The following is a 25,047-nucleotide window of genomic DNA, read 5'->3' as shown; positions in this document are numbered from 1 at the left end:
ATAAGGCTTAATATAATCGCCTATCTAAAGGTTTGTGATAGAAGTTTAAATGCAAGAAGCGAGCAGTTACGATTTTTTAAACGCTGATTTTTGTTCATAACGCTGTGATCAGCTACTTTTAGAATTAAAACGACGATATCTTAACGGAGAGACTGAATTTTCAAGTATGGTAATATTTTCTTTAGGTCAATTCTATCTTAAATAGATATTACCTGCGTATCGATTTTTGTGGTATTGTTTGTATTATCTAAACAAGCTTACAGAACGTGATATTCTGCGCAGCAAGTAAGGAATCACGTCCCTTCGGTCGACGGGGGATAATTTCAAGAAAGTTGAGGGGGATTGAGATGAGGAATTGGTGGTCTTTAATGCGATCCAGTGGTATTTTATTGACCTTGTTTGTCCTGATATGCGGGGGAAACTGCTTTGCTGCAGATAAGAACAGCATTGTAGTGGCGCTGACGGAAGAGCCTGACTATCTTTCAACGTGTGAGCACGACTCTCTTATGGGAGTTCAGATGAATTTGCTCACCTACAATGGGTTGCTGCGTATCGATATGAAAACGCTCCAGCCGGTCTGTGATCTTGCCGAGTCGTATTCTCAGGCCGGCGATAATGAATGGATTTTTAAGCTGCGCAATGGCGTGAAGTTCCATAATGGAGATGATTTCACCGCCGAGGACGTCGTAGCGAGCATTAATTACGCCAAGACCTTTCCCGCCAGCACGACATATACGGGCGACATTGCTGCTGTCGAGGTATTGGACCCTCTGACAGTCAAGATCATAACAAAGTCGCCTACGCCCAATCTGCCGTTCAACCTGGCCTATCATTATAATTTTATTTTGCCCAAGAAACTAATTGAGTCAAAGAACGATTTCAGCTCCAATCCTGTCGGCACAGGTCCTTATATGCTGGACAAGTGGAACAAGGGCAATAAGATCTCGTTCAAAGTGTTCAGTGATTATTTTGATGCCGATCGTAAGGCAAAAGTCCCGACGCTGCAGTTCGTCATCATTCCTGAGGGATCCACGCGTACAATGGCGCTTGAGTCAGGGGAAGTCGATTTCGTATACGCGGTCGCCCTGTCTGACGTGTTGCGTCTCAAGAATGCCAACAGCATCAAGGTGGAGCAGATCGTAAGTGTCGAAAACTTTTTCCTGTACCTCAATTGTCTCAACACGCCGTATGCCGATGATAACCTGCGCAAGGCTGTAGCGTGGGGCATCAATCGTGAAGACATTGTCGCCGGTGCTCTGAACGGATTCGGTACGCCAAGTTACTCGACCGTTTCCATGGGGTATGCTGAATCAACGACTGAGAACGGGTATGGATATGACCTGAACAAGGCAAAGGAGTATATCGCGGCATGGGGCGGCGATCCGGCTAAGGCACCGCTCGACATTATTTGTAGCAACGATGTCAAGTCTTCTATCGCCACGATTATGCAGGCTGAACTTTCCCAGATCGGCATCCCGGTGACGATCAACAAGATGGATTCACCGTCTTATCAGGCTGCCATGCGCACGACAAAGCTCACGTCGGCTATCGTCTCCTGGTCTCCGGCCAACGCTATGACTTATGTGCAGCGTTTCCATTCCAATCGTCGCCAACAGACGCCGACCAGCTACGTGAATCCGGCGCTTGACGAGCTCGTCGTGAAGATGAATTCCACTATGGATGACGCTGCCCGTGCGAGTATTGTGAAACAGCTGATCGAAACTGCCAACGAGCACTGTGTTTTCGTACCGATCTACCAAGTGAACTATTTCCGAGCGCATAATTCTGAACTGAAGGATGTCGTTTGTAGTGCTACCGGTTATGTAGATTTCTCTCTGATGTCGTGGAGATAGTCATATTTAGTTAGGAATTATCAGCAATAAGTAGTTAAACAGGCAGCCGCGGCAAACGATGCCGTGGCTGTTTTGTACCGGGACTCCGACTTTTTGTTAACGCTGTTCGGGTCGGAGGAAGAAATGTCTGAAAGGACGTTCACTATGATTCGATATATCATAAAACGTTTACTATATATGATACCTGTGCTTCTCGGCGTTATTCTGCTCGTGTTTCTGATTATGCACCTGGCTCCCGGTAATGTAGCTGCGATGATCCTCGGCGAGAATGCCACGCCGGAGCAGATCTCCGCCCTTGAGAACGAGATGGGACTGAACCGCCCAATCCTCATACAATACTTTGACTATTTGTGGCAGTTGCTGCACGGCAACTTTGGAATCTCTTATGCTTCAGGCGATCCCGTCACGAAGAAGATCTTCGCCTGCTTCCCTTATACAATCAAATTGACCGTTGTAGCTGCAGTCGTTTCAATTCTTTTGGCATTACCTCTCGGTGTGATAGCTGCTGTAAAACAGAACACATCTATTGATAACTTCAGCATGGTTTTGTCACTGATCGGAGTGTCCATGCCTATCTTTTGGTTTGCGGTGATGCTCATACTGCTGTTTTCTCTCAAACTTAGATGGTTCCCTGTGTATGGTGCTAACTCATGGAAGAGTATCGTGTTGCCTGCACTTTCGCTGGGCGTGATGAATATGGCCTCGATTGCACGAACTACACGCTCGGCGATGGTTGAAACCATACGGCAGGACTACATCCGCACGGCTTATGCCAAAGGGCTTTCCAAGCGTGTTGTTATTATGCGGCATGCTTTCAGGAATGGAATGCTGCCTACCATAACTGTTATTGGTCTTGAAATTGGGCAGATGCTCGGAGGATCTGTTTTGACAGAAACGGTGTTTGCCTGGCCAGGCGTAGGGCGCCTGATGATCCAAGCAATTAACGGACGCGACACGCCTATGGTAATGGGGTGCATCGTGCTGATGACGGTGTGCTTCTCGTTCGTAAACCTTATGGTCGACTTGCTGTATGGTGTAGCGAATCCTAGAATCCGTACTATGTACCGGTAAGGGGGGAACGGACAATGTCGGAGGTAAGTCGGAGTATTCTTGATGAAAACGTATTAGGGGACGACTTTGACTTCTCAACACTTCCACGCAGCAGTCAGCTGAGAGAAAACTTCCTGCGTCTGTGTCAGAATAAAGCCGCTGTCGCAGGACTGCTTTTTTTGATTGCTTTGACATTGGTTGCTGTCCTTGCTGACGTCTTGTTCGATTATCAGAAAATGTGCGTTGATCTCCATATTAGCCAACGATTGCAGTGGCCGTCGGCCGAACATTGGTTCGGTACAGACGAATTCGGGCGTGACTTGTTAGCGCGCGTAGTTCATGGCAGCCGTGTGTCACTTTCGATCGGCGTTATCGCCGTGGCGTTTGGGCTTATGGTTGGTGGAATGTTGGGAGCTGTTGCCGGTTTTTTCGGCGGCGCGGTGGATAACGTGATTATGCGTTTCTGTGACGTTTTTCTAGCTGTGCCGATGATGCTTATGGCCATTGTAATTGTAGCCGCCCTTGGTGCTAGTATCACGAATCTTGTGATTGCGCTTGCAATCTCTTCGGTTCCCATTTTCGCACGTATCGTAAGAAGTGCCGTTTTAAGCGTTAGGGACATGGAGTACGTTGAAGCCGCGCGTGCCGTTGGTGTTAAAACTGGTCGCGTGTTGTGGCGCTACATTCTGCCCAACTGTATGGGACCCATTATTGTACAGACGACGCTCAGGATTGCAGCGACGATCTCCAACACTGCTGCGTTGAGTTTTCTCGGCTTAGGAGTCAAAGCGCCTCAGCCGGAGTGGGGTGCTTTGCTTTCAAGCGGTCGTGAATTTATCCGTGACAGTAGCTATCTTGCATGTATTCCGGGTATTTGCATCATGTTGACAATCCTTGCGCTTAACTTGCTGGGTGATGGATTGCGAGACGCTCTTGACCCCCGTTTGAAATAGGAGTTTGCTAAAATGAATCAGCAGAATATACCTTATGCGCTTGATATCCGGAATCTTTATGTTGAATTTTCCTCACGGCGTCGAACAGCCTATGCTGTGAACGGCTTGGATTTAAGGATCCCCAAAGGCTGTACGCTGGGGCTTGTCGGTGAGACCGGCGCAGGCAAAACAACAACGGCCCTGGCTGTATTGAACCTTATTCCTCAACCTGCTGGCAGGGTGACGAGAGGGAGTATCTCCGTGAATGGCAGATACGTGTTCAATGATGATGGCAATGGGGGCAGCCGCGTCTGCATGACAGAACGCGATTTGGAACATCTGCGAGGCAAATCTGTCTCGATGATCTTCCAGGATCCAATGACATCGCTTAATCCGGTTCTGACGGTGGAGTTTCAGATTGCTGAGGTGATCGAGGCTCACGAGGATGTTTCGCGGGCGGAAGCGATTCGTCGGGCGGGTGAGGCGCTGGAACAGGTAGGAATACCTCGGGAACGCGGAAAGGAATACCCTTACCAGTTCTCAGGTGGTATGAAACAGCGCGTTGTGATTGCCATGGCGCTAGCCTGCAATCCCGAGCTTCTGATTGCTGACGAACCGACGACGGCGCTCGACGTGACAATTCAGGCGCAGGTGCTTGATATGATGAAGAAACTTCGTGAGAAGAACGGCACGTCTATGCTGATGATTACACATGACCTTGGCATTGTGGCGGATGTGTGCGATCTTGTGTCGGTTATCTATGCTGGTCGCGTCGTTGAACACGGTACGTTGGAAGACGTGTTTGATCATACTCTTCATCCGTACACGCGCGGTCTGTTTGACTCATTGCCGAAAATGAACAGCAGAAAAGATCGTCTGAAGCCAATTAAAGGGCTGATGCCCGATCCGAGCAAGCGTGCTGTCGGTTGTGCTCTCGCTGAGCGCTGTGACTACGCCGTCCCGCGTTGCTTTTTAGAGCGTCCCGCAATCTTGCGCCGTACTGATGAACATGTTGTGGCCTGTCATTTGTACACCTCGGAAAATATCGTTCAGGGAGGTGTCTTGAAATGAGTTCTTCTCTATTAACTGTCCGGCACCTGAAAAAATATTTCAAGACGCCGCATGGGATGCTTCATGCTGTTGACGATGTAAGTTTCGAAATTCCACAGGGAAAGACGCTGGGCGTGGTTGGCGAATCCGGTTGCGGTAAGAGTACGCTTGGCCGTACCATTATCAGGCTCCAAGAACCTACGAGCGGAGAGGTCTTCTTTGATGGTCGCGATGTGAGTTCCCTGAATGCGAAGGAGCTTTGGGCACAGCGCCAGGAGATGCAGATGATTTTTCAGGATCCGTTTTCATCTCTCAATCCGCGTATGACGATCAGCCAGATAATTGAAGAGCCTCTTATTCTGTATGACCTGTATCCGGATTTCAGGACGCGCCAAAAGGAGGTCGCCCGTCTTATGGACACGGTCGGTCTTGCGCGGAGACTGTATAATGCGTATCCTCATGAACTTGACGGCGGCCGCCGGCAGCGCATCGGTGTTGCCCGCGCCTTGGCGCTGAAACCTCGTTTCATTGTATGTGATGAGCCGGTATCGGCTCTTGACGTATCGATTCAAGCGCAGATTCTGAACCTTTTGCAGGATCTTCAGCAGCAAATGAACCTCACCTATTTGTTTATCACGCATGACCTGAGCGTTGTCTACCATATCTCGGACGAGATTATGGTAATGTACCTGGGGCAGGTGATCGAGAAAGCCCCGACAGAGATTCTTTTTGATAGGCCGCTCCATCCCTATACTCAAGCTCTTCTATCTGCCATTCCCGAGCCCAGTCTGCACAATCGGCGCGAACGTCGTTTGATCCGCGGCGAACTGACGTCTCCAATTGAACCGTCGCCTGAATGCCGTTTTGCGAGACGTTGTCCTGAAGCTATGGACGAGTGCTGTCATAATAAAACTTGCTTGTGCGAAGCTGAGCCGGACCATTATGTCGCATGTTTCCGTTACGGTCTGAAGTTGGTATAGACATTTGTTATTTTTCACGAGAGAGTTCAGCGAAAAGAGGATAACTATTTATGTATACGTATCCGGAAATAAGGTTGCAGAATAAGCAGGACGCTTTTTCGGCGATGTTTATGTTTCTGTCGCGCAGCATCTTGGCACTTTGCGGCGAACGGAAAGGAGAAGGCATTATACGCGAGGCGGTCCGTCGTGCAGGGCGCGAAAGCGGCATGGCGCAACTCAAAAAGCTGAGGACAGCGGGCATTCCAACCAACTTGCACAATCTGTTCAACACAGGACTGGATTATTTGGATGACCCTCGCGTTCGCTGCAATGTGCTTTTTGATCAAGAAGATCGCCAGATTTGGGAGGTGTACACTTGTCCGCTGGCGAACTTCTGGAACAAGTACAGCGAGTCGAAGATCGGCAGTCTGTACTGTGAAGAATATCAGTACGCGCGCCTTCTGGCTTTTACGGAGGATAAAGGTCAGCTGAATCTTTCGAAGATTTTGACATCCCCGTGCGATACTTTCTGCCGCTTTTCAATGTACTTTCGCGAGGCGAATGTCTCATCGGAGCGCGGCGCTGAATCCTTCACGCATGGTGAGGTTGATCTAGCACAGCTTCCTAATACGAACTTCGACGATGGGGCTACGGGCATGACGCTTTCAATTTACTTCCATCTGCTTGAGGTCGCGACCGAACGCGAAGGTCCTGAAGGCACGTGTGCTGTGGCTGAGGGGCTCAAGAAATGGGCTGTGCAAGCTATCGAAGCTATGCAAAGTCAGGCAGCGAGGACGCTCAAACTGTTCAATGCCGATTTCGTGGAATTGAACTTTCCTCTGCCGCTGAATCTGACAGCCAATATTGAGACAAAGTTCACTGCATGGACAGGTTATGAAGCGCTAGAACTTCTTGAAAAGCTTGTTCTTCAGCCTCTTAAGGCAGTTTTGCTTTAGTCTGTCCGGGAAGGTGTCTGTATATGTATACATATGAGCAGCAATGCATGATGGATTTATCGGATAACTATACGGTCCTCTACTCTTTCATGGGCCGTCAGCTCATCGACGCGTTCGGTCTTGAGGGGGAGCGTGCCCTCCGAGAGGGAACGCGCCGCTTTGGCCGTGACCGCGCTGAGGTGACGCGTGCCAAGCATGAGGCTCTTGGCGTAAAGATTAATATGAAGAGTCTGTTTTCAGTGGATGGAGATCTGCCGCCGGATCCTCGATTTCGCCGGGAACTGCAGGAACTCAACCCAGAGGAACGTATTTCCCATACTTTGATCTGTCCTATGGCGGATATCTGGAAAGCTTATGGCGAGCGCGAAATTGGTCGTATATATTGTGAAGAGTTCCATCCTGCGTGCTACAACCACTACGCTTTTGATTGTGGGCATACCAATCTTGGCAAGACTCTCACCCAGGAAGGCGACGAATACTGCTCTTTCAATGTGGTGCTGAGAGCTCAGAATATGCCTGAAGAACTGCGCTCAAGGAGCTTTGCCGAATATGATCCAGGCTATATTGATCCTGTTGTAGTTCCTTCGAAGGCTGATGGCAAGAGTGGTTTTGAAAGTTTAAGTATCAAGCTGTACTATTATATCTTCGAAGCAGCCTTTGAAGCCTTTGGCGGAACGGCTGGAACGACAGTATCACTGGCTCTTCTTAGTATGGCTGCAGATGGTGCCAAGCGTGCACAAAATACTGCGGAAAAATATAATTTACCTTTCGACGCGAAGGTACTAAACGATTCTTATCCCTTGAGCCTTGATACGGCGTCCGTTGCCAACATGTGGGAGAGATATAGCGCCTATGGCGCGAGAGAGCTCTTTGAGATGTGCTTTGTACCAGCCATGAAAGCAGAGCTTCGTAAATGGCAAAGTGCCCGTTGTTCTTATCTTGCTCCTCGAATATGATATGATGCTTCTGGGCATGACTAGTCTGTTGGGGTGCTTTATCGACTAAGATTGAGATGCTTCTCACTTTTCATGACAGCAGGGGGCAGGAGGCATGACCAATAATCAGATCAAGTACATTATCGAAGCCGCTCGTGCTGGTTCCATCAATCAGGCGGCGCAAAACCTCTTTATAGCACAATCTGCTGTATCCAACGCGATTATCAATGTCGAGAATGAATTTGGGCATAGAATCTTTAATCGCAGTCCGAAGGGTGTAAGACTGACCTCATTTGGCCGAATGTTCCTTGCTCACATTATGCCTATCAATGAGCAATTAAATCAGCTCTACGCGATGCAGAATCATTCGCCTCGCATGTCGCTTTCAAAAACACTGCGGATTATCAGCAATGGTTTTTTTTATATCAGCAGCGTGATAGCCCGCGTGGCATCGACAATGGAGGCTGATAATATACGCATCCTGATCAAAGAGGACTACAGCGGTGATATGGTGGACTCGATCACCAACCGCATTGTTGATTTCGGTATTGTGCGCCTGTGGAGCTGTTACAGAAAGAACACTCTTGCATTCTATAATTTGCGGAAGCTGGTCTGGCGCCCATTATGTAAAATGCGCGTCGGCGTGGATATCGGCGAGAAAAATCCACTGTACCACGTAGCTGGCGATGAAGTTGAACCTGCACAGCTTCAGAATTTTCCGCAGATCTTACAGGAAAGTCTTGACTCTGGCCCATACTCCGACATACTGGATCGTCTTCATCTTCCAGTGAGCAAAATACGTTACATTGTTGATAGTCGGGCTGCACAGTATGAGCTGCTGGAATTAACCGACGGGTATACGCTCAACTCTGGGCATGTGGACGTTCCATACGGTGAAAATTCTTCGGTGCTTGACATTTGCAAACGCCGTTTCCTGGCACTGAAGGATTGTCCCATTACGTCAGATATAGGCCTCCTGACGAATGCCAACACTGCGCTGAGCGACGATGGGATGACATTCGTCCAGGGGCTTCAGGCGTATCTTTCCGCAAACTGACGTGATCTCTGTGAAAGCTGGGAAAGGTAACATCAGATTTTACTTCTCTGGAAGGAAAGGTTATTGTGGATACTATCGAGCAAAGGATCTGTGAGGCAATTGATGCTCGCAAGGATGAGATCATTAACTTTGCGACAGATATCTGGAATCACGCGGAGCTTGGTTTTCAAGAGTACCGTACAGCAAAAAAGTTTACCGAAGCGTTGCGGCGGTGCGGCCTGGAATCCCAAACGAACATGGCCGTGACAGGTGTTAAGAGCTGCTTGAAGGGGAGGGTGGACGGTCCTAGCATCTGCCTAATGGGTGAGTTCGATGCTTTGCCGATCCCGAACAGTCCGCACGTTAACCCCAAGACTGGGGCAGCTCACTGTTGCGGGCACAACGCGCAAATCGCCGGGGTCATTGGTGCTGCAATGGCGTTGACTTTGCCTGATGTGAGAACGGCTCTGGATGGTAACGTTGTTTTCTTTGGCGTCCCCGCAGAGGAGTATATAGAAATTGCTTTGAGAAACAGAATGCGCGAACAAGGTTTGATCCGCTATGGATGCGGTAAATGTGAGTTACTGCGTCTGAACGCTTTGGACGATGTGGATATTGTCGTAGGACATCATGCAGCCTGTGTAAAGGAATATCTTGTAGCCAACCGATCCTGCAACGGATTTGTGACGAAAATGGTACGTTTTGAGGGACGTGCTGCTCACGCTGCTGGTGACCCTCAGCATGGCGTCGACTCAATGATGGCGGCAGAGATCGCGATGCATGCCGTGAATGTTCAGCGGGAGAGTTTCTATGACGAAGACACAATTCGTATCCATGGTCGTGCTTCGGGAGCTGGCGAAGCTACGAATATCATAGCTGATGATGTACGTTTGGAGTACTCGATTCGTGGAAAGACGATCGCGTCCTACATGGATGCGGCAAAGAAGGTAGACCGGGCTATGCGTGCCGGAGCCGTCGCTACTGGCTGTGGTCTCTCGATCAGCACCTTGCCCGGCAATTTGCCTATCGTACCGGTGAGGGATGCCAGCGTTGTTCGCGAAGCGCTGGAGATCGTGGCGGACGGGACTCCTGTGACAGAGACAGGGCCGGACGTTCATTCCACGAGCAGCGGAGACTACGGGGACATTAGCTGCCTGATGCCTCTCCTACAGTTCAATACAGGAGGTTTTTCTGGGGCCCTGCACAGTCCGTCTGTTGAAGTTGGCAACCCTTATGAGGCTTACGTGGAGCCGGCAAAGATATTTGCCCTGATCGCGTATCGTTTGCTGAGAAATGGGGCAGTTCGAGCACGCGGCGTTATGGACGAGTTTGTTCCGACTCTGACACGCAAAGGCTACATTGAACTTATGGAGAGCCAGCTTGTGACTGAGCATCTTCCCATGGCGCCGCTCTTTGCGCCGGAACGTGTTTAATGCACCATCTGCTCTAAGCCAAAATCTATTAGTGGCTTAGAGTGACTTTATTGTTCCCCATTGCGGCGGCTTGCCCTCAGACGAGAGTACCGACATCTTTGGTTGCCCCTCCGATGAAAATGTAGATTACGTTATGACTTTTGTAATGCGCATAAAGTCTTATGTACTACGAAAGTAAGTGTCTGGGGACGCTGGCACAGTTTGTGCCCTGTTATGAATTTATTGCGCAGTTGCAATCTCTGAGTGGGATGATTCAGACAAGGAAGATTTGTTAGATGTGATGCGTTACACGAAAGTCCTGCCGCCGGTCCCGGGGCGTTCATTACCACCTTCAGGTTCATGGACTTCAACAGCCGGGATTACACCCTGGCGCGTCGCTGGCTGTACAGAGAAGCACGGCTAGGGTGACGCGGTGGAAAAACTTATTTATATACAGAAACGAATCAGGCCGAAACACCTCTGCGACAGGAAGTGTTTCGGCCTGATTTTTGTGCGGTATAATAGGAGCAGGGGAACGGAGTTTTGTTCGATATTTTGCTATTATAGGGGGATCTGTGATGGATTACAAAGAAGTGCTGGAAAACGCGCGCAAGGTGCTGGCGGCCAAGTGCCGCGTCTGCCCGGTGTGCGACGGGCGCGCCTGCCGCGGCGAGGTGCCCGGCGTGGGCGGCAAGGGGACCGGCGCCACGTTCGTGCGCAACGTCGCCGCCCTTGCGGAAGTGAAGCTCGTGCTCGACACGCTCTACGCCGACCGCGGCCAGGACACGGGCTGCGAGTTCTTCGGACGCACGTTCGCGATGCCCGTTTTCGCCGCGCCGATCGGCGGCATGAAGCTCAACTACGCTTCCGACCTCGGCGAAGGCGCCAACGGCGAGCGCGTCGTCAAAGGCGCGCACGCCGCCGGAAGTGCCGCCTTCACCGGCGATTCGCCCGACGAGGCCTTTTACGGCCCGCTGGAGGCGATCAAGGCGCTGCGCGGCTGGGGCGTGCCCACCATCAAACCATGGGCCATGAAGCAGGCGCTGGCGCGCATGGCCGACGCCGTCGCCGCCGGCGCGATGGCCGTGGCCATGGACGTGGACGCCGCCGGCCTGGTCAACGTGAAGCTGCGCGGCGAATCCGTCTATCCCAAGGGCGTCGCCGATCTTCGCGCCCTCGTCGAAGCCGCGGGGAAAACGCCGTTCATCGTCAAGGGCGTCATGTCCGTCAAGGGAGCGCTCAAAGCTCTCGAAGCCGGGTGCTACGGCATCGTCGTCTCCAACCACGGCGGCCGCGTGCTCGACCACGGCCAGTCCACCGTGGAAGTGCTGCCCGAGATCGCGCAGGCCGTGAACGGCCGCATGAAGATCTTTGTCGACGGCGGCGTCAGAAGCGGCGTCGACGTGTTCAAAATGCTGGCGCTGGGCGCGGACGCCGTGCTGATCGGCCGTCCCGTCACCGTATCGGCCTTCGGCGGCGGCGCCGAAGGCGTGGAGCTCTATTTGAAAAAAATCCAGTCCGAGCTGGCGGGGACCATGCTCATGACCGGCGCGGCCACGCTGGCCGAGATCGGCCGCGACATGGTGCGCGTGCCCGCGTATTTTTAGGCGAAGCGCGCCAAATACAGCCGCCGGAAAAAGGCGAAAACGAAAAAAACGAGGCAAGGCCATCATAACGAAACGCCCGGCGGCTGCTGAACCGTCGGGCGTTTTTCATGCGGAATGTTCCACGTGGAACATTCCGCACGATCGCTACTCTTCGACTGTGAAAGAACTGTTTCTCTCGAGCCGTGCCTGAAAATCGCTGAAGTCGCCGATATGGGTATAGAGACCGCGCTCTTTCTGCGTGGCGATGCGGTCGCGGTAGGCTTTGGTGCCGCCGGTCTCGCGCAGGCTCGCGAGCGCGTCGTGCATGGCTTTCATGGAAGCGCGGATCAGCGTCTGCGGGAACTTGACGAGCTTGAACCCCATGTCCGCCAGCTGGTCGACGGTGAAGTCTTCGTTGACGGTGCCTTCGACGATGCTCGTGCAGACGGGAAAGGGCAGGGCGGCGATGCGCTTCATGTCCTCGGCCTTGGGCGGCACGGTGATGAAGATCATGTCGGCGCCGGCGCCGTGATAGATCTGGGCGCGGCGCAGCGCCTCGTCGAAGCCGAGCGACTTGGCCGCATCGGTGCGGGCGATCACGAAGAAATCGGGATTGAGGCGCGCGGCGAACACGGCGCGCAGACGTTCCACCATTTCCTCGGCGCTGACCACGGCCGTGTTGCTGTAATAGGCGCACATCTTCGGGAAAACCTGATCCTCGATCTGGATGCCGGCGATGTCCATGGCCTCGTACTCGCGCACCATGCGGTAGATGGGCAGCGTGCCGCCGTACCCCGTATCGGCGTCGACGATCATCGGGATCGTCGTGGCGCCGAGGATGTTGAGAAAGTTGTTGCGCAGTTCGCCGTAGGAGAGGATGCCCACGTCGGCGCTGCCCAGCTCGAGATTTGACATGGACGACCCGCTGACGACCACGGCCTCGAAGCCGGCGTCCTCCACCATGCGGGCGCCAAGCGCATCGCCTGCGGCGGGCGCGACGACGACCCGATTGTTTCTGAAGAGATCGCGCAAAACCGCGGCTCGTGATTTTCCGTTGTACATATAAAGAAATCCCTCCTTGGAGGATCAGATGTGATGCATGTGAAATAAAATCGGCCCTTTCAGGCTCTGTCGCGAATCTGAAAGGGCCTTTTCTTTTTTTCGCCGCGTGCGGCAAAGCGCGGATCAATCCCTTTGCCCGTAAAGTTTCAGCGCGTTCTCGCTCAGCACCATGCGGGCGCTTTCTTTCGCCTGACGTTCGGAGAGCAGGCCGTCTTCCGCGAACTGCCTCATGACGCGCGCCAGCGCGTTTTTGGCAATGAAGGCGGCGATCCAGACCATTTCGGCGTACCAGTGTTGCCCCGTGCCGAGCATGATCTTGTCGTGCGGCGTGATCGAAAGCGCGTCTTCGAGGCAGCGCGCGAACAGCAGCGGTTGCCAGGGCAGCGTCTGGCTCAGGTCGAGGTACACGTTGGGGAAGTTGCAGGCCATGATGGCGGCGTTGCGCGTGAAGGGAAAACTCTGGTGCAGGAAAACGATTTTTGCGCGGAAGAAACGTTTTTCCTTGAGGAACGGCGCCATCAGGATCGGATCGACCTGATAGAAGGCAGTACGATTTTTGAATCCCGTGCTGCCGGAATGAAGGTGCAGCGGCACGTTCAAATCCTGACAGATCGTGAGAATATGAGGGAACATGGCGTGATAAACCGTGTCTGCGGCTTCTTTTTGGCCGGATTTCGCGACGGCGAAGGCTTTTTCCGCCTCCTGTTCCGTTATGTCGCGCACGGCCATGCCGCCGAACTTTTCGCCGATGTGGCCTTTGAGTCCGGCAAAACCCTGTCGGATCGCGTCGTTAATGCTCCGCAGCACCCGGTCCAACAGCGCTTTGTAAGAATCCGCCGTTTGAAGCTGTTCGGCGAAGACATTCTCGAACTGAAACAGACGGTTTACGCGGCAGGGGAAGCACATCGTGTCGCGGTGCCCCATGGGCAGCTCGCAGTCGAGCGTGCAGCCGCAGACCTTTTGGTCGGCGTAGAGCATGCGCGTGTAGCCGCGCAGTCCCTCGGGCGTTTTCGTGTTGCTGTTGCGGAAGTCCACGACGCCTTGCAGCGACTCCTCGCAGCCGAAACGGCGCGACATGGCGTGAACCAGCGTCCGTACGACGCTCTGGTACGGCATATGGCTGAGCGCCGCGGCAGACGGGCAAGGGCGTCCCGCGTCGTCTTCGACGTCGCGCACGCCGTGATAGTAGTTGAGCGCAAATTCTTCAGCCGTAACGAAGGTCCTGTCCGTAAACAGACGGTGCGTGTGATTGTCATAAAAAGCTTCGTGACTGAAATCGAAATCTGCCATCGGGAAAACCTCCGCTTTAAGCCGCGGCCTTGCGGCGGGAGCTGATCCACTTGGAGATGTAGGGGAACAGCACGCCGAGGACCGTCAGGGCGATGAAGAACTTGTTCAGCCCGCCGGCGAAGAAAATGTCCATCGAGCCGCGCGACATCTGCATGGTGCGGCGCAGGTTGCCCTCCACCAGTTCGCCGAGAACGAATCCGAGCACCGTGGCCGCCGGCGCGAACCCCAGTTCCTTCATGGCGAAACCGATCAGGCCAAAGACCAGCACGAGAATGACGGAGTAAATGTCGTTGGTTGTGGAAAACGCACCGATGAAGGCGAACAGCATGATGGCCGAGGTGAGATAAATCTTCTTGATGGAGGTGATGTACACGCAGGGACGGAGCATCATCAGCCCCACGAAGAGCAGCACGATCTGCGCCACGAACATGCTGGCCATGAGGCCATAGGGAACGGCTGGCTGATTGATGAACAGCATCGGGCCGCAGGAGATGCCCGCCAGGCTGAATCCCACCATGAGGATGGCCGTCGAATTCGAACCGGGAATGCCGAGCGCCAGCAGCGGAATCAGGCCGCCGGCGGGGACTCCATTGTTGGCCGACTCGGGAGCGGCGACGCCGCGGATGTCGCCGGTGCCGAACGTCTCGTTGTTCTTGCAGAACATCTTCGTTTCGGAGTACCCGATCCACGAGGCGATCGTGGCTCCAGCGCCGGGCAGGGCCCCGACCACGGACCCCATGGCGCCGCAGGCCAAAACGATGGGCGTAACGCTGGCAAGTTCTTTCTTGGTAGGATAGGTCATCTTGATCTTATCTCTGATGACTTCAAAAATCTCGCCGGAGAAAATCTGGCGGAACACCTCACTTAAGGCGAACAGCCCGACCAGCACGGGAATCAGGTCAAGCCCCTCGGAAAGCCGGAACACGCCGAACGTGAAACGCTGCGTCGACGTGAACTTGTCCATGCCGATGATGGCGAGAAACAGACCGAACGCGGCGGAGATGATGCCCTTCATGGAATCCTTGCCGGACACAGCGCCGACGATGGAAAGCCCCATCATGGCCATCCAAAAGTACTGGCTGGGCCCGAACTTCAGCGCGAAACGCGCCAGCGGCAGCGTGGAAAACACCAGGATGACGACGGAAACCAGGCCGCCAAGCACGCCGGCATACAGAGAGATGCACAGCGCCTTGCCGCCCAGCCCCTTGCGCTGCATCTCGTAACCGTCGAGCACCGTGGCTGCCGCGGCGCCCGTGCCGGGCGTCTTGATCAGAATGGCGGGGATCGAGCCGCCGTACTCCGCCCCCACGTAAACGGCCGCCAGCATGGGAAGCGAATGCGCGGGATTCATGCCGAACGTAAGCGGCAGCAGCAGCGACATGGCCACCGAGGCGGAAATGCCGGGGATGGCGCCGCCGATGATGCCCCAGATGACGCCGAAAGCGATGTACATGATGTTGAGAGGCGTCGCGGCCTGCATCAGACCCTGACCGAAAAGAGCCAACATGGGAAAAACCTCCTTGAAATCAGCCGAGCAGCCCGTGAAGCACGCCGCCGGGCAAAAGTACGCCCAGCAGTTTGGCGAAGAAGAGATACAGGAAAACGCTGAACAGCACCGCATAAAGCGCGGCGTTGCGCAGCCGGACCTTCATCTCGCTGGGGTCGAAGTAAATCACCATACACAGCAGGAACAGAACCGTCGTGGGGATAAAACCGAGCGGATTCAGCAGGGCGGCGTAGGCGATGGAAAGCAGGATCACGTACAGGAACGATCCGTACTTGGGGCGCGAAGCGCCGGCGGCGTTTTCGGGCTTTGCCTTCAAGGAGATGATCAGCGCCGCCAGGCCGATGACCGTGGCGAGAAAACGCGGATACAGCGTGGGACCGACCGCGTCGAAGTCGGATGTGGGGAACGTCCCCGCTTCGTACCAGACGTAACCGGCAAAGGCGAAGCAAAAGAGGCCGATCAGGCGATCCTTGCTGAGAAAACTGCTCAAAGGGATTCCTCCTTGGACGAAAAAATAAAAATCAATGCCCGAAACCGCGGCGAACCGCCGATTTCGATATGAAAGAGCAGATTCGCCGCGCCGTGGCGGCGAATCTGCCGGCGTTTTGGCGCGCCTAATTTCTCTTGCCGCGCAGAGCCGCCTCGTTGTCCTTGATGGTTGCGGCCACGCCGTCATAGGAGGCGAGGAACGCGGCGCCATCGACGAACTTGCCCTCGATGGCCTCGTCGGCCAGATACTTTTTGAACTTCTCGTCGTCAAGGGCGGCCTTGAAAACTTCGGCCATGCGCCCCACCAGTTCGGGATCGGTGCCGGCGGGAGCGGCGAGTCCGCGCAGACGCTCGAAGACGATGTTGAAACCGTTCTCGACGGTGGTAGGCACGTTGAGGCTGTTGCGGTCCTTGGCAAGCAGCGCGATCAGTTTGAGGTTGCCGGCTTCGACCTGCGGACGCATGTCGACGTATTCGCCGACGCCCACGTCGCAGAAGCCGCCGAGAATGTTGACCAGCGTGTCGCTGCCGGTGTCGAAAACGATCCGGTTCACGTCGATCCCCGTCGTGCGGATGATCTCGGCGGAGCAGATCGTGCTGGCGCTGGTGGGAGCTGCGGTGCCCCAGTTGAGTTTGCCGGGATTCTTTTTCGCGTATTCGATCAGCTCGGGCAGCGTGTTAAACGGCATGTCCTTACGCGTGAAGACGTACTGAGGATCGTTGCCCAGCGCGCAGACATAGGCGAAGTCGGGATATTTGACGGGCGAATGACCGATCAAGTCGGCGGTGACCACCGTGGTGCTCAGGCAGGCCAGCGTGTAGCCGTCTTTGGGCGCTCGCTGCACGCGCCCCCAGGGCACGGCGCCGGAAGGATCGATGAGATTCTCGATCACGATGTTGTGGCCGTTCAGCTTGTCCTTGACGGCGACGGCCATGTTGCGAAGGAACGTGTCGCCGCCCGAACCGGGGCGGGTGTAGTAGACGATGTGAATATCCTTTTCCGGCCAGTTGTCGTATTTGCCGGCGGCGAAGGCCGCACCGCATGTGATGAACAGCGCGGCGACAGACGCGACTTTTGCTAAGACGCTCTTTTTCATCATGATTGTCCCCCTGTTGAATAATTTCGTATGTGTGAACGTCATTTCGTTCACAGTTTCAATATATCAGCCCAGTCCAGTAAAATCAAAGGCTTGCGAGGCGCCCGTTTTTTGCGTTTCACGAATGACCTATTGAAAAACTGTATATTTGATTTTTCTGAAGGCTGGCAAAATCGTCCCATGCGTGTATACTCGATTTTAAAAGTTATAAGTTTTTTCAATAAGAAATTTCCAAGAGAAGAGGGGCCAACAGATGCGATTCGAACAGCTTCACCTTTTTGCGACGATTTTGAGCTGCGGTTCTTTTGCCGCTGCCGCCCGTCTGCTGCACCTGAGCCAGCCGAGCATCACGACTTCGCTGAGCGCGCTGGAGGCGGAAGTGGGGCAGAGACTATTGGAACGCACGCCCGGGCAGCGGCACCCCGTCCGTCCGACGGCGGCCGGCGAGATCTTCGCCGGGTTCGCCCGAAAGGCGCTGACCGATTATCGGGGCATGCTGTCGGCAGTCACGCTGTCGTCGGATGCGCCGCAAGCGCCCGTCAGAATCGGCGTCACGCCGACGCCGGGCAGCTCGCTTCTGCCTGTGCTGACCAATAAATTCCGCGAGGAGAACCCGGCGCTTACGATACAGGTCAAAACGTTTCGCGGCACCGAACTGGCGCGTCGTCTCAAAGAGGGGGAGTTCGATCTCGGCGTGACCGGCACTCGTCCGCAGGACGACGGCATCGTTTTCGAGCGGTTCTTTTACGATCCGCTTGTTTTGATCGCTCCGGTACGCATGGGACTGACAGGACCGATTACGCTGCGCGAACTGAAGCGCCTGCCGCTGGTCGTGCGCGACGCCTCGGGCAATTTGATGCGCCTGCTGATCCAGGCGCTGAACCGCGTCGGCCTGTCATTGGAGCGGATGAACGTCGTCATGCAGGTGTCGGGCAACAACGACGTGCTGTCGTCGGTGACGCTCGGCGCCGGCGTCGGTTTTGTGGCGCGCTCGCTGCTGGCGGCCAACCGCGAAAACCATGACATTATGATCGTACCGGTGCGCCGTCTGCAGGTGACGCGTTACGTCTACATGCTGCGGCGCGAAAGCAGTTCCTTCACCGGCGGCATGAGGCTCTTCTGGGAATACGCCATGGGCACGGAATGGCGCGAGCACGTCTTTTCATACAACACGATGATGCTGTGATGCGCATCGTCAAGCGAGAAGTTTGTTTGGCGACGCTCCGCAAATGAAAAGGGCGGGGTGAAAATTTTGTAACGGACAAGCAAAGATCGCGAAGGCCCTTTTCTTGCGAAAACAAAACCGCGATCATAAATTTGAAGCATAAGCGATATATAATTGATGTATTAGACGCATGAGTGCGGTTTGCTTATAATGGACCGCGTGTCGGGGATGAAAGGGAGGAGCGGTCGACGCGTTTCCTCGGAGAGTCGTTTCTGTCCATGTGAAGAAAAGGACGAGGTTGAACTTGTTTTTTTGAAGGAGGGCCCCGTCGATTTCGCGAGATGCGTCATGCCGTTTCGTGGCTGGCGCGTGACGAAGCGCAACGGTCCGTTTCGGAAAGAGGGAGATGCTCCATACCCGTTTCTTAAAGGAACCGCCGCTATATTTTAAATAGGTTCCCAACATGTCGGTTAGCTTCAATGACAATTTTATTGAATGGCCTGTGTTAAAATTTCGTCAGGTTGTTATAACCTTTTGATGTCCCCCGTGATTTGGTTGGGCTGACATATAGAGTTTTAGGCAAGGGCGCTCCGGATGGAGCAGGGGAGAGTATTTCATCTTTGTGAGGAGGAAGTACGATGAAGAGTAAGAAGGTTTTGGCAGCAGTTGCGCTTGGCTTGGGCGTTTGGGCCGGCAGCGCGAGCGCGAATCTGATGTACAAGCAGACTCGTCCCACGATCAGCGGCCGCGCCGTCGCCCATGCGGGCAGTCCCGCCGCAGCACTGGCCGGCATGAAGATCCTGCAGGCCGGCGGCACCGCTTTCGACGCGGCGCTGGCCATGGCCGCGGCTCAGAGCTACAGCGAGGTCATGATGTGCCATATCTTCGGCGGCGACCTGCAGCTGATCGGTTATTCCGCCAAGGACAAGAAGGTCTTCAGCTTCAACGGCACCGGCTGGGCTCCCAACAAGGCCAAGGAGCAGCTCGAGAGAGACGCCGAGATTCCCGCCAAGGGCATTTTCTCCATGCACATCCCCGGCGAGTGGTCGGGCTGGATGACGTTCCTCGCCAAGTACGGCACGATGCCCCTGAAGGACATCCTCGCTCCCGTGGTTGACATGGCCGAAAACGGCATCATCGTCGACGATTTCCTGGCCAACATGATCGAGAAGAACGCCGGCCCCATGAACGATCAGGCCAAGGCGGTGTTCTTCCCCAACGGCAAAGCGCTGAAAGCCGGCGACGTCTACGTGAACAAGGACTATGCCGATCTGATGAAGACGATGGGCGAGGTGGCGGCCAAGGCGGCCGAAGGCAAGACGCTTGCCGACGGTTTCAAGGCGGCCGACGACTACTTCTATCGCGGCCCTGTCGCCGAAGAGATCGTCAAGTGGAACAACGAAAACGGCGGCGATTTCTCCATCGAGGATTTCAACGAGTTCCACGCCGAGGAGACCACCCCCATCACCACCAACTACCGCGGCATCGATGTGTACTGCACGCCTCCCAACAGCCAGGGCACCGTTCTGATCGAGACGCTCAACATGCTCGAGAACTATGACCTCAAGGCCATGGGGCACAACAGCAAGGATTACATCAACGTCCTCACTCAGGTTCTGCAGATCGCCATCAACCACCGCAACCGCTTCAGCGCCGATCCGCGCTTCCACAAGTTCCCCGCGGCGCTCCTGACCAAGGAGTTCGCCAAGGAAATGACCAAGCAGATCGACATGAACAAGGCCGTCGACGAGATCCCGCTGGGCGACCAGAAGTACTTCGTCGACTACGAGAAGAAGGGCCCCGACACGACGCATATGTTCGTCTGCGACGCCGAGGGCAACATCGTGGCCGTGACGCACTCCATCAACCATTTCTTCGGTTCCAGCATGATGGTGCACGGCATCATGATGAACGACCGCCGCATCCAGTACTCGCCCGACATGGATCTGCCCAACGCGCTGGCGCCTCATAAGCGTACCGTGCAGACGATCACGCCTTCGATCGCTCTGAAGGACGGCGAACCCTACATGGCTTTCGGCACGCCCAACGCCGACCGTCAGGAACAAACCAAGGTCCAGGGTTTCCTGAACGTCGTCGAGTTCGGCATGCGTCCCCAGGCCGCCGTCGAAACTCCCCGCATCGCTACGGACGCCGCCGGCGACACGGCCAGCCTGAACAAGTATCCCAAGCAGATCTCCTACATGGTCAACTACCCGACCCAGGTCGATCCCAAGGTGCTCGACGAGCTGCAGGCCATGGGCTACAAGATGGTTCCCGTGACCAATACCGGTTCTCTCGGCCTTGGCGTGCGCGAGAACGGCTTCTGGAGCGTCGGCGCCGATCCCACCAGAAACGCCTACACCTTTGCCTGGTAAGTTTTTCTTGCCTGGCGCTCAAATCTATCCTTCAAAGGAGATTTTCGCAACGATGAAGAAATTTACGCTTGCGGCGCTTCTCTGCGCCAGCTTTCTCGCTTTCGGCGCGGCGGCTTTCGCCGATCAGCCGGCGCTTCCCACGGTTCAGCAGCCCGTCCTTTTGACCCCCTTTGGTCAGAGCCAGGACGCCAACGCCGTGAAGCTGATGACGAAAAAGTATCAGGTCGACTACGAAATGGCGGTTTTTGCCAAAGACGTTGACTGGACAAAGTACAAGACGCTGTTCGTGGTTCTCGGCGGCAGCGGCAAGGGGCTCGGCGCCGCCGGTCTGGACATCCCTTCCGAACTGGCCCGCTGCACCGAGCTCATCGCCGAAGCCAAGAAGAACAACGCGTATGTCGTGGCGCTCCACATCGGCGGCCCCGACCGCCGCGGTCCGAATTCGGCCCCTTTCCTGACTTTTGCCGGCGACGCCAACTTCATGATCGTTCGTGAGGACGGCAATGCTGACGGTTACTTTACCAACCTCAGCACTGAGAAGAACGTTCCCATGTACACGATTCAGAAGACCGGCGATCTTCGCAAGATCATGCCGGAGATGCTCAAGTAATTTCAGAAGCATAGATCTGAACGTCATGACTCATTCTTCTTTCGCGGGAGTGAGTCATGATGTTTTAACGGGGCGGGAGCGGATTTCACTCGCGTTGTTGGAAAGCTGTTCCGCCCTCTTTCGGCTTTTTTGCCGACATGACGCCGAAAATTGCGCATTCCGCAGCCCGTCATCCTGTCTGAATGCGGCACTGTGCGGATTCTTCTCTCTTGTGTAGGAAATACGCAAGGGAAGCGGAGGACTGCAAAAAATTTCAAGGAGACTTCAGATGATGATCAATCACGATACTTCCCGCACCTGGGATACGATCAAGCGCGATACCGACGAACGTCTTGCCGCGGCGGCGAAGATCGTCGGCAGCGGCAAGGTCGTCACGGCGGAGGATGCCGTCGCTCTGCTCGAAGCGGTTATCCGTCCTTTCGACCGCGTCAACATCGAAGGCGACAATCAGAAGCAGGCTGATTTTCTGGCCCAGTGCCTGTGTGCCGTCGATCCTGCCAAAGTGCACGATCTGCACATGGTGCAGTCGGTCCTGACGCTGCCCGAGCACCTCGACGTGTTCGAAAAGGGCATCGCCAAAAAACTTGATTTCTCGTTCTCCGGGCCTCAGTCCGGCCGCATCGCCGAGCTGCTCGGCGCCGGCAAGCTGGATCTCGGGGCCATTCACACCTATCTTGAACTTTACGGCCGCTATTTCCTCGATCTGACGCCCCGCGTGGCACTGGTCGTGGCGGATGCCGCCGATCGGGAGGGCAACCTCTACACCGGTTTCAGCACCGAAGACACGCCGACGATCGTCGAGGCCACCAAGTTCCGCCAGGGGATCGTCATCGTCCAGGTCAACGAAATCGTGGACCGGCTGCCGCGCGTGGACATCCCCGCCGATTTCGTCGATTTCATCGTCACGTCGCCCCGGCCGTTCTACATCGAGCCGCTGTTCACGCGCGATCCCGCCAAGATCACCGACGCCCGCGTGCTGACGGCGATGATGACCATCAAAGGCATTTACGCCGAATACGGCATCCAGAACCTGAACCACGGCGTCGGCTACGACACCGCGGCCATCGAGCTGCTGCTGCCCACGTACGGCGAGGAGCTGGGACTGAAGGGCAAGATCTGTTCCAACTGGATCCTCAATCCTCATCCGACGCTGATTCCCGCCATTGAGTCGGGCTGGGTCAAGTCGGTTCACAGTTTCGGCGGCGAACTGGGCATGGAACGCTACGTGGCGGCCCGTCCCGACGTGTTCTTCATCGGCCCCGACGGCTCGATGCGGTCGAACCGCTGCATGTCGCAGGTCGCCGGGCATTACGCCATCGATGCGTTCGTCGGCGCGACGCTGCAGATCGATCCTTACGGCAACAGCAGCACGGCCACGGCGACGAAGGTCGCCGGTTTCGGCGGCGCTCCCAATATGGGCTGCGATTCCCGCGGCCGTCGTCACTCGACGGCGGCATGGCTCAAGGCGGGCGCCGAAGTCGGCTCCCAGGCCGCTGCCATCGGCCCCGATCTGCACCGCGGCCGCCGCCTGGTCGTGCAGATTCTGAACACGGTCGCCAGGATCAGGGACAAGAAGAATCCCGGCCAGTTCAAAGAAATCCCCGCGTTCGTGGAGCATCTTGACGCCGAGAAACTGATGAAGAACGCCAACCTGCCCATCGAGCCCGTCATGATCTACGGCGACGACCTCACTCACATCGTCACCGAGCAGGGCATCGCGTATCTGCACCGCTGCCGCGACATCGAAGAGCGCCGGGCCGCCATCCGCAGCGTCGCCGGCAAGACCCCCGTGGGGCTGCAGGGCAGCGAGGAAGAGCGCCGCCGGATGCGCGAGCTCGGCATCGTCAAAACGCCCGCCGATCTTGGCATCGACGTGGCCACGGCGACCCGCGACCGACTGGCTGCCAAGGACATCATGGAGCTGGTGGAGTGGTCCGGCGGGCTCTACGATCCGCCCGCAAAGTTCCTGCCCGGGAAAGAGGATTCGTCCCGTCGGTGAATAACGGTCTGCCGTCGCTCCGTCCGCGGTCGCGGGCGGGGTGCGGCGATCGATTCGAAGTTCCGCGCGTGAGAGTGCTGCCGTGGGGCAGCGAAGCCGAAGTCACAGTTTTACCTTTCTGGAGGTACGAAAGAGAATGACCAATTCGTTAATCGTTTTGGGAGTCATGCTGGCGATCCTGGTGGCAGGTTCGTTCATGCGTAAGATCCCCGTCGCCGTCCTGCTGGTCGTCGCGTCGATCGCGGGGGCCGTTGTCGGCGGCATGACCGATCCCCTTCTGAAACGCGACTACTTCACGTCCATCGCCAGCGTCTTCGTCGGCAACAGCGAGACCGTGCCGTCGCTGCTGAGGCATTTCATGGAAGGTTCCATGCTGTTCCTCAACCTGATGCTGACGGTGGCGGCCGGCATGCTTTTCATGAGTATTCTCAAGGAGAACGGCGCCTTGAATCTGCTGACCCGCGAGATCGTCGGCGGCTTCCACAAGTCGCCCACGCTTCTGCTGATCCTGATCATGATCCTGATCATGCTGCCGGCCATGCTCACCGGTTCGGCCCCCGCGTCGGTCCTCAGCACCGGCGTGCTCGTGCTGCCCATTCTTTTGGAGATCGGCGTCTCGCGCGATGACGCCGCGGCGATCATCGCTCTCGGCTCGCTGTTCGGCATGGTGGCGCCGCCCGTCAACGTGCCCGCTATGCTGATCGGCACGGGCGTCTACATGCCGTACGAGGGTTTTGCGATCCCGCTGCTGATTTTGACGCTGCCGTTGGCCGTCTTCTCGGTGCTGTACATCGCCCGCCGCTCGGTCAGCAAGGTCGACAAGGAAGCCGTTCTCGCCAAGATCCCCGGCGATCCCGCGGTGAAGGGATTCCTGCCTCAGTTCCCGCTGGTGTTCCTGATCGGTTACATGATCGTCAAGAGTTATTATCCGCAGATCGACCCCGGCACGCCGCTGGTGTTCTGCATGGGCATCGTCATGGCGCTGCTGTGCAGCAAAAAGAAGATCAATTTCTGGAAGGTCTCCGTCCAGTCCATGTCCGAGTCCGTCGAGGTCATGGCGCTCTTTGCCGCCGTCGGCATGATGATTCAGATCATGGGTCTGACCGGCGCCCGCGGCGCTACGGTGCTCGGCGCCCTTGGATTGAAGGGGCCGCTGCTTTATCTGTCCATCGCGGTCGTCGCGCCCATCGTCGGCGGTCTGCTGATGCCCTTCGGCTGTGCCGGCGTGCTCGGCATCCCTCTGATCATGGCCTTCACGAACAAGAACGCGATCTGGGTCACCTCCGCCCTGACGCTGATCATGTGCGTGGGCGCGCTGCTGCCGCCGACCTCCGTTTCCGCGCAGTTTGCCGCCCGCGCCGTAGGGCTTGGGAATCAGGGCAAGATGCTCAAGAAATGCGTTCTCCCCGCCGTCCTGTCGTTGATCCTCAGCGTTGTCGTCATGGTCTATGCCAACGAGATCGTGGTCTTCCTGCGCGGTCTGGGCATTCCCCTGAAGTAAGAGAGGAGTTTTCTCATTATGGCATTCCAGTACATTATCATGAAGTACGCCTATCTGGTCATGGTCGCTTTCTTCTCGGTGCTGTTCATCTATAATCTGTTCACCCAGAAGAGCCTTGCCAAACAGATCGGCTGCGCCATCCTCCTTATTCCTTTCCTTCTGCGTCTGTTTCTGCTTCACTGA

Annotated in this window: 21 protein-coding genes; 16 read left to right on the top strand and 5 right to left on the bottom strand. The window is 55.5% G+C overall.

Features of this window, described 5'->3' with window-relative positions; genetic code table 11:
- The first annotated feature begins 347 nt into the window (after positions 1–347).
- From FYJ74_RS05235 to FYJ74_RS05190, 10 genes are all read left to right on the top strand, one after another.
- Complete coding sequence (locus FYJ74_RS05235; protein WP_229769354.1) at positions 348–1,853, top strand: ABC transporter substrate-binding protein; 1,506 nt, start codon at positions 348–350, stop codon at positions 1,851–1,853.
- 144 nt (positions 1,854–1,997) lie between these two features.
- A complete protein-coding gene (locus FYJ74_RS05230; RefSeq protein ID WP_154528528.1) occupies positions 1,998–2,924 on the top strand; it encodes an ABC transporter permease in 927 nt (308 codons plus the stop codon).
- Between the two features lie 14 nt (positions 2,925–2,938).
- Positions 2,939–3,856: an ABC transporter permease gene (locus FYJ74_RS05225; protein ID WP_154528527.1), complete on the top strand. Its 918-nt coding sequence runs from the start codon at positions 2,939–2,941 to the stop codon at positions 3,854–3,856.
- A 12-nt stretch (positions 3,857–3,868) separates the two neighbouring features.
- The gene (locus FYJ74_RS05220; protein ID WP_154528526.1) at positions 3,869–4,906 is read left to right on the top strand and encodes an ABC transporter ATP-binding protein; all 1,038 of its coding nucleotides are present in this window, start codon (positions 3,869–3,871) and stop codon (positions 4,904–4,906) included.
- The gene (locus tag FYJ74_RS05215; protein ID WP_154528525.1) at positions 4,903–5,865 is read left to right on the top strand and encodes an ABC transporter ATP-binding protein; all 963 of its coding nucleotides are present in this window, start codon (positions 4,903–4,905) and stop codon (positions 5,863–5,865) included. Before FYJ74_RS05220 ends, FYJ74_RS05215 begins: the two co-directional genes overlap by 4 nt.
- A 50-nt stretch (positions 5,866–5,915) precedes the next feature.
- Positions 5,916–6,800 (top strand): L-2-amino-thiazoline-4-carboxylic acid hydrolase, encoded by an 885-nt coding sequence (locus FYJ74_RS05210; protein ID WP_154528524.1) that lies wholly within the window; start codon positions 5,916–5,918, stop codon positions 6,798–6,800.
- Positions 6,801–6,847: 47 nt separating this feature from the next.
- Complete coding sequence (locus tag FYJ74_RS05205; RefSeq protein ID WP_195838813.1) at positions 6,848–7,756, top strand: L-2-amino-thiazoline-4-carboxylic acid hydrolase; 909 nt, start codon at positions 6,848–6,850, stop codon at positions 7,754–7,756.
- Positions 7,757–7,850: 94 nt separating this feature from the next.
- Entirely contained in the window at positions 7,851–8,792 is a 942-nt protein-coding gene (locus tag FYJ74_RS05200; protein ID WP_154528522.1) for a LysR family transcriptional regulator, read from the top strand.
- Between the two features lie 65 nt (positions 8,793–8,857).
- A complete protein-coding gene (locus FYJ74_RS05195) occupies positions 8,858–10,204 on the top strand; it encodes an amidohydrolase (protein WP_195838812.1) in 1,347 nt (448 codons plus the stop codon).
- A gap of 557 nt (positions 10,205–10,761) precedes the next feature.
- Positions 10,762–11,790, top strand: a complete 1,029-nt coding sequence (locus FYJ74_RS05190; RefSeq protein WP_154528520.1) for an alpha-hydroxy-acid oxidizing protein — start codon at positions 10,762–10,764, stop codon at positions 11,788–11,790.
- 144 nt (positions 11,791–11,934) lie between these two features.
- Here FYJ74_RS05190 and FYJ74_RS05185 read toward each other — a convergent pair whose 3' ends face one another.
- The 5 genes from FYJ74_RS05185 to FYJ74_RS05165 all read right to left on the bottom strand — a co-directional run bounded on the left by FYJ74_RS05185 (position 11,935) and on the right by FYJ74_RS05165 (position 17,217).
- Positions 11,935–12,831 (bottom strand): isocitrate lyase/PEP mutase family protein, encoded by an 897-nt coding sequence (locus FYJ74_RS05185; protein WP_154528519.1) that lies wholly within the window; start codon positions 12,829–12,831, stop codon positions 11,935–11,937.
- Between the two features lie 123 nt (positions 12,832–12,954).
- Entirely contained in the window at positions 12,955–14,121 is a 1,167-nt protein-coding gene (locus tag FYJ74_RS05180; protein ID WP_154528518.1) for an amidohydrolase family protein, read from the bottom strand.
- Between the two features lie 16 nt (positions 14,122–14,137).
- Positions 14,138–15,628, bottom strand: coding sequence for a tripartite tricarboxylate transporter permease (locus FYJ74_RS05175; RefSeq protein ID WP_195838811.1), 1,491 nt, complete (start codon positions 15,626–15,628; stop codon positions 14,138–14,140).
- A gap of 19 nt (positions 15,629–15,647) precedes the next feature.
- A complete protein-coding gene (locus FYJ74_RS05170; protein ID WP_195838810.1) occupies positions 15,648–16,118 on the bottom strand; it encodes a tripartite tricarboxylate transporter TctB family protein in 471 nt (156 codons plus the stop codon).
- A 124-nt stretch (positions 16,119–16,242) separates the two neighbouring features.
- Positions 16,243–17,217, bottom strand: coding sequence for a Bug family tripartite tricarboxylate transporter substrate binding protein (locus FYJ74_RS05165; protein ID WP_195838809.1), 975 nt, complete (start codon positions 17,215–17,217; stop codon positions 16,243–16,245).
- Between the two features lie 250 nt (positions 17,218–17,467).
- Between FYJ74_RS05165 and FYJ74_RS05160 the strand changes: the two genes are divergently transcribed.
- The 6 genes from FYJ74_RS05160 to FYJ74_RS05135 all read left to right on the top strand — a co-directional run bounded on the left by FYJ74_RS05160 (position 17,468) and on the right by FYJ74_RS05135 (position 25,047).
- Positions 17,468–18,400: a LysR family transcriptional regulator gene (locus tag FYJ74_RS05160; protein ID WP_154528514.1), complete on the top strand. Its 933-nt coding sequence runs from the start codon at positions 17,468–17,470 to the stop codon at positions 18,398–18,400.
- A 617-nt stretch (positions 18,401–19,017) separates the two neighbouring features.
- Complete coding sequence (locus FYJ74_RS05155; protein ID WP_154528513.1) at positions 19,018–20,754, top strand: gamma-glutamyltransferase family protein; 1,737 nt, start codon at positions 19,018–19,020, stop codon at positions 20,752–20,754.
- Between the two features lie 52 nt (positions 20,755–20,806).
- Positions 20,807–21,364 carry a DUF6305 family protein gene (locus FYJ74_RS05150; protein ID WP_078015595.1) on the top strand — a complete coding sequence of 186 codons (558 nt, stop codon included), beginning with the start codon at positions 20,807–20,809 and terminating at the stop codon, positions 21,362–21,364.
- Positions 21,365–21,632: 268 nt separating this feature from the next.
- A complete protein-coding gene (gene mdcA / locus FYJ74_RS05145) occupies positions 21,633–23,363 on the top strand; it encodes a malonate decarboxylase subunit alpha (protein ID WP_229769353.1) in 1,731 nt (576 codons plus the stop codon).
- 136 nt (positions 23,364–23,499) lie between these two features.
- A complete protein-coding gene (locus tag FYJ74_RS05140; protein ID WP_154528512.1) occupies positions 23,500–24,864 on the top strand; it encodes a TRAP transporter large permease subunit in 1,365 nt (454 codons plus the stop codon).
- Positions 24,865–24,882: 18 nt separating this feature from the next.
- On the top strand, positions 24,883–25,047 hold the full coding sequence (locus FYJ74_RS05135) for a hypothetical protein (RefSeq protein ID WP_154528511.1): 165 nt from the start codon (positions 24,883–24,885) through the stop codon (positions 25,045–25,047).

The sequence above is a fragment of the Pyramidobacter porci genome, assembly GCF_009695745.1.
GTDB classification, from domain to species: domain Bacteria; phylum Synergistota; class Synergistia; order Synergistales; family Dethiosulfovibrionaceae; genus Pyramidobacter; species Pyramidobacter porci.
The sequence above is the reverse complement of the archived record's forward strand: the minus strand, read 5'-3'. Positions and strand labels throughout refer to the sequence as shown.